4 protein-coding genes and 1 pseudogene are annotated in these 5,541 nt (G+C 67.0%); all 5 read left to right on the plus strand.

Annotation, left to right across the window (positions count from 1 at the left end):
- Window positions 1–158 (plus strand): annotated as a pseudogene (locus G3O01_RS45820) (Flp pilus assembly protein CpaB); the annotation flags it as partial.
- A gap of 94 nt (window positions 159–252) precedes the next feature.
- Window positions 253–1,659 carry a type II and III secretion system protein family protein gene (locus G3O01_RS44600; protein ID WP_205813875.1) on the plus strand — a complete coding sequence of 469 codons (1,407 nt, stop codon included), beginning with the start codon at window positions 253–255 and terminating at the stop codon, window positions 1,657–1,659.
- A gap of 45 nt (window positions 1,660–1,704) precedes the next feature.
- Window positions 1,705–3,036: a fimbrial protein gene (locus G3O01_RS44605; protein ID WP_205813876.1), complete on the plus strand. Its 1,332-nt coding sequence runs from the start codon at window positions 1,705–1,707 to the stop codon at window positions 3,034–3,036.
- A gap of 3 nt (window positions 3,037–3,039) precedes the next feature.
- Entirely contained in the window at window positions 3,040–4,413 is a 1,374-nt protein-coding gene (locus tag G3O01_RS44610; protein WP_205813877.1) for a CpaF family protein, read from the plus strand.
- Window positions 4,406–5,413, plus strand: coding sequence for a type II secretion system F family protein (locus G3O01_RS44615; RefSeq protein WP_205813878.1), 1,008 nt, complete (start codon window positions 4,406–4,408; stop codon window positions 5,411–5,413). Before G3O01_RS44610 ends, G3O01_RS44615 begins: the two co-directional genes overlap by 8 nt.
- Window positions 5,414–5,541 lie beyond the last annotated feature (128 nt).

Consider the following 5,541-nt stretch of genomic DNA (forward strand, 5'->3'; position numbering starts at 1 on the left):
TCGACGAACTGTCGGGCAGCGGGCGTCAGGCATTGCCGGTGGCTGCACCGCGCAGCGCGCCCGCTGCGGCGCCGGCACGCCTTGTCGCAGGCGCGCATGAAGCGCGCGGTGGAATCGAAGTGATACGCGGCGGCCGCACGGAGACGGTCGCGTGGTGACGACGCACGCGTCGTGTTGAAAACGGGCGGCGCGCTTCGCCGCCGACCAGAAAAACATGCGTCAGGGAGGGCGCGGATGCGCGTCCAGGGGAACATGAAAAAAAGGATTCTTGCGTGGCGCGTGGCCATGATCGTGTGCGTGCTGCCGATGGCGTTGCCCATCGCGAGCGGCGCAGCCGACAGCGCGGGCGTCGTGCTGACGCAGGCTGCCGCACCTTCGATCGACCTCGCCGTTGGCGCGCAGCAGACGCTCGCGGCGGGGCGCACGCTCGCGCGTGTTGCCGTGGGTGACCCCAGCGTCGCCGATGTGCTGATCCTGAAGGGCGGCTCGAAAAAGCGCGGCGGCGTGCTGCTGGTCGGCAAGTCGGCGGGCACGACGAGCGTGATGCTGTGGGAGCGCGAAGGCGATGCACCGCTCACGTACACGGTGAATGTCGCAGCGGCCGCCGCGGGCAGCCTGCTCGATCCCGGCACGCCCGACGTGAAGGTGCTCGGCGGCACGGCGGTGATCAAGGGCCGCGCCGCGACGATGGAAGCGCATCAGCGCGCCGCGAATGTCGCGGCAGGCTCGGTGGCGGCTGCGGGCGCTACGGGTGCAAGCGGCAAGGGCGGCGCGGTGCTCGACGCCTCGACCATCGCGACGCGCCCTGTCGTGCAGGTCGACGTGCGCGTGGTCGAATTCAGCCGCTCGGTGCTCAAGCAGATCGGCTTCAATTTCACGAAGGGCAACAACGGCTTCGCGTTCGGCTCGTTCGGCCCGTCGTCGCTGAACAAGGCGACCTTCACACCGGGCCAGGGCACGACGTTCGATTCGACGATGCCGATCGCATCGGCCTTCAATCTCGTGTTCAGCTCGGTCACGCACAACCTGTTCGCCGACCTGAGCCTGATGGAAAGCAACAACCTCGCGCGCATTCTCGCCGAGCCGACGCTCGTCGCGCTGTCGGGCCAGAGCGCGAGCTTCCTCGCGGGCGGCGAGATTCCGGTGCCGGTGCCGCAAGGGCTCGGCACCACGTCGATCGAATACAAGCCGTATGGCGTCGGCCTCACGCTCACGCCGACCGTGCTCAGCGCGCAGCGCATCGCGCTGAAGGTCGCGCCCGAGGCGAGCCAGCTTGACTTCGTGCACGCCGTGACGGTGAACGGCATTTCGGTGCCCGCGATCACGACGCGCCGCGCCGACACGACCATTGAACTCGGCGACGGCGAGAGCTTCGTGATCGGCGGGCTGATCGATCGCGAGACGGCGTCGAATGTCGACAAGGTTCCCGTACTCGGCGATCTGCCCATTCTGGGCGCGTTCTTCAAGCAGCTGAACTATTCGCAGACCGACAAGGAGCTGCTGATCATCGTGTCGCCGCATCTGGTGTCGCCGCTTGCGAAAGGCGCGGCCACGCCGTCGACGCCGGGCGAGCAGTCCGAGCAGCGCGACGCGCCCGTGTGGCGCTCGCTGCTGGGCGGTGCGGCCTCGCGCGATGCCGCACCGGGTTTTTCGAAATGAACATGCGGCACGTGACGGGCGGGCTGCCGCAACAGGAACCGCACCATGAACGCGAGAACGTACGCCTTGTCTGAGCACGCCGTCACCGACTGCTTCGTGCTGGCGACGCAAGCCGACGACCACGCGCGCTGGCTTGCCGAGTCGCTCGTGTCGGCGGGGACGGTCGCACCCGTGAGCCTCGATCCGCACGCGCTCGCGCAGCGCATTGGCACGCTCAATCCGTCGCTCGTGTTCGTCGACTTTTCGGGCGGGCGGATCGCGGCGGCGAGCGCGGCGGCGAATGCGGCGCGCAGCGCGTATCCCGGTTTGCAGATCGTCGCGCTCGGTTCGGTGCGTGAGCCGGAGAGCGCACTGGCCGCCTTACGTGCCGGCGTGCGCGATTTCATCGATCTGTGCGCGCCCGCTGCGGAGGCGTTGCGCATCACGCGCGAAGTGCTGGAGAACATCGTCGAGCCCGTCAGCCGTCACGGCAAGTTGACGGCGCTGATCGGCGCGCGCGTCGGCATGGGCGTGTCGACGCTGGCCGCGAATCTCGCCGTGCTGCTGCAACGGCGCGACGCCGCGCAGGGACGCGAAGCGCTGCTGCTCGACCTCGGCTTGCCGGCGGGCGACGGCACGCTGCTGCTCAACACGAAGAGCGAATTCTGTTTCGTCGAAGCCGTGCGCAACGTGCGTCGTTTCGACCAGACCTTCGTACATACGGCGCTGTCGCATCACGCAAGCGGCCTTGCGCTCACCACGCTGCCCGTCGATCTTAGCGACATGCGCGAAGTCTCGCATGCGTCGTCGGTGGGATTGCTGAACCGGCTGCGCGCGTTCTTCGATCAGCAGATCGTCGATCTGGGCGGCTTCACGAATAGCGAGTTCATAGCAAACGTCGTGCAGGCCGCCGACGAAACATGGCTCGTCTGCGATCAGGGCGTGCCTTCCGTCGTGTCGGCGGTCGGTGTGCTCGATGCGTTGCGCGAAGACGGCATCGAAGCGGACAAGCTGCGCCAGAAAGTTCGGCTCGTCGTGAGCAAGGCCGTGCCCGAACTCGGTCTCACGCCCGCGCAGATTGCGCAGCGGCTCGAACTCGAACTGGTCGCGACCTTGCCCGAGCGGCGAATCGCGTTGGGCCAGGCGATGAATCAGGGCCATCTGCTCGCTGAATCCGCGCCGCGCGATCCGTATGTGCGCGCGCTCGATGCACTCGTCACACGGCTTGCCGGCGCGCCTGCTGCATCGAACGCAACGAACGCAACGAATGCGACGGGCGGCGCGGCGCACACACGCAACACGGCCACGAACGGCAATAACGGCAATAACAGCGCGCGCGGCAAATCCGCGCTCGATGCGTTCCGGCGCTTTCTTCCCACTTCCAGCAAACGGTCATAGACGATGGCAAAAGAGATCGAATTTGCCGACGACGCCCCCGCGTTCGAGCAGAGCCAGCAGTTCCAGGACATCAAGAACGCGGCGCACGAACATCTGCTCACGCGGATCGAGGAACTCGGCGCGGAGTTCGGCCGCTGGTCGCGCAACGCGATCAACCAGTTCGTCGATCTGGAGATGGACAGCTTCGTGCGCCTGCGCCGCATCCCGATCAACGAGAGCGAAGTGCGTCGCATCGCGGAGGCGTTGACGAAAGAGCTGGCGGGCTTCGGTCCGATCGAGGATCTGCTGAACGATCCCGCCGTCGAAGACATTCTCGTGAACGGCTACAACGACGTGTACGTGTCGCGTCACGGCATCCTCGCGAAAATCCCCGTGCGCTTCGCCGACAACGCGCATCTGCTGCGTATCGTGCGGCGCATTCTCGCGCCCATCGGCAGACGACTGGACGAATCGAATCCGATGGTCGATGCGCGTCTGCCCGACGGCGGGCGCGTGAATGTGGTGATTGAGCCGCTGTCGATCGACGGGCCTGTGGTGTCGATCCGCAAGTTTCGAAAAGACCCGCTGCGTCCCGACGATCTGCTCGGCAACGGCACCTATAACGCGGAGATCGGCGCGCTGCTCGAAGCGGCCGTGCAGGCGCGCTGCAACGTGCTGGTGTCGGGCGGTACGAGTTCGGGCAAGACGTCGCTGCTCAACGCGCTCGCGTTTCATATTCCCGAAGCGGAGCGTGTCGTCACGATCGAGGATACGGCTGAACTGTCGCTCAACCATCCGCATGTGGTGCGGCTGGAAAGCCGGCCAGGCGGTTTCGACGGCAACGGGCTCGTGACGATCCGCGACCTGTTGCGCAACACGCTGCGGATGCGCCCGGACCGCATCATCGTCGGCGAAGTGCGCGGCGGCGAAGTGCTCGAAATGCTGCAGGCGATGAACACGGGTCACGACGGGTCGATGGGCACGGTGCACGCGAGTTCGCCGCGCGAGTGTCTGTACCGGCTCGAAATGCTCGCGGGTTTTGCGGGCTTTCAAGGCACGGAATCGAGCCTGCGGCGGCAGATCGCGAATGCCGTCGATTTCATCGTGCAGATCGGCCGGCTGTCGAATGGCCGGCGACGCATTCTGTCCGTCACGGAAGTCACGGGTCTGTCGGACAACATCATCGCGACGCAGGAGTTGTATCGCTACGAGCCGCTGACGTCGCCCGAAGGCGAGGAGACGGACAACTGGACTTCGCTCGGGATTCATCCGCATTCGCCGAAGCTCGCGCGCTTCCGTCAGGCGCTGGGCGGTGGCGGCGGATTTGGCAATGCATTCAACAGCGGCTTTGGTGGCGGCACGGGCGGCGGCTTCGGCGGCGGGGGCTTCAATGTATAGCGCCGCGCTGATGGTGGCTGCGCTCGCATTGCTGTGCGCGGCGCTCGCGCTGGTCGTCGCGCAGCGCGGCGCGCAACGCAGGGAGCGCGCGAGCACCGAGCGCTTCATCGACAGCCGCATGGCGCAGATGGCGCAGATGGCGCAGGCAGGGACGGCGGGCGGTGCGATCGCGGGCAATGGCAACCAGACCGCGGCGCTGCGCGCGCAGGCGCTCGCGCAGACGGCCGATGAAGCGACCGGCTGGCGCAAGCTCAATGCGCGCGCCGCACTCGCCCTCGATCAGGCGATGAACCGCGCGGGCATCTCCAATGCGCGGGTGCCCGCGTTGTGCGCGCTGGGCGGCTCGCTGGCGTTGTCCGCGTTCGCGGGCAGTCACGCGGGCGCGAGCGCCTTCGGCATGACGCTCGTCACATGCGCGGTGGTGCTCTACGTGCTGATGACGCGCCGCATCCACAAGCGCCGCCAGTTGATCGTGCGTCAGCTGCCGTCGTTTCTCGACGGCATCGTGCGTCTGATCGTGCTCGGCAACAGCGTGCCGGCGGCGTTTCAGGCATCGCTGCAAACCACGGAAGCGCCGCTGCGCCAGTGTCTCGATCACGTATCGCAGATGCTGCGCGCGGGCGTCGAAATCGATCGCGCGCTGTGTCACGTCGCGCAGGTGTATCGCGCGAGCGAGCTGGAACTGGTGGGCGCGGTGCTGCGGCTGTCGGTGAAATATGGCGGACGCGCCGACGTGATGCTTGAACGCATGGCGTCGTTCATGCGCGATCTGGAACAGGCGGAGCGCGAGCTGTCGGCGATGTCGGCGGAAACGCGGCTGTCCGCGTGGGTGCTGACGCTGCTGCCTGTCGGTATCGGCGTGTTTCTGATCGCGTCGAATCCGCGCTACTTCGCGTGGATGTGGAACGACGCGTCCGGCGAGCGTCTCGTCTATCTCGCGTTCGGGCTGCAGATGACGGGCGCGTTCCTGCTGTACCGCCTCGCGCGGTTGAAGGGCTGACCATGGACGCGCATCGTCTCGCCGCACTCGCCATTGCCTGTGTCGCGCTCGTCTCGCTGCTAATGGGCGCGGCGCTGTGGCGCCGGCATGCCGCCGCGCGGCGCAGCGCGCGCGTGCTGACCGCAGCG

It is taken from the genome of Burkholderia sp. Ac-20365, from assembly GCF_017104715.1.
Lineage (GTDB): Bacteria > Pseudomonadota > Gammaproteobacteria > Burkholderiales > Burkholderiaceae > Paraburkholderia.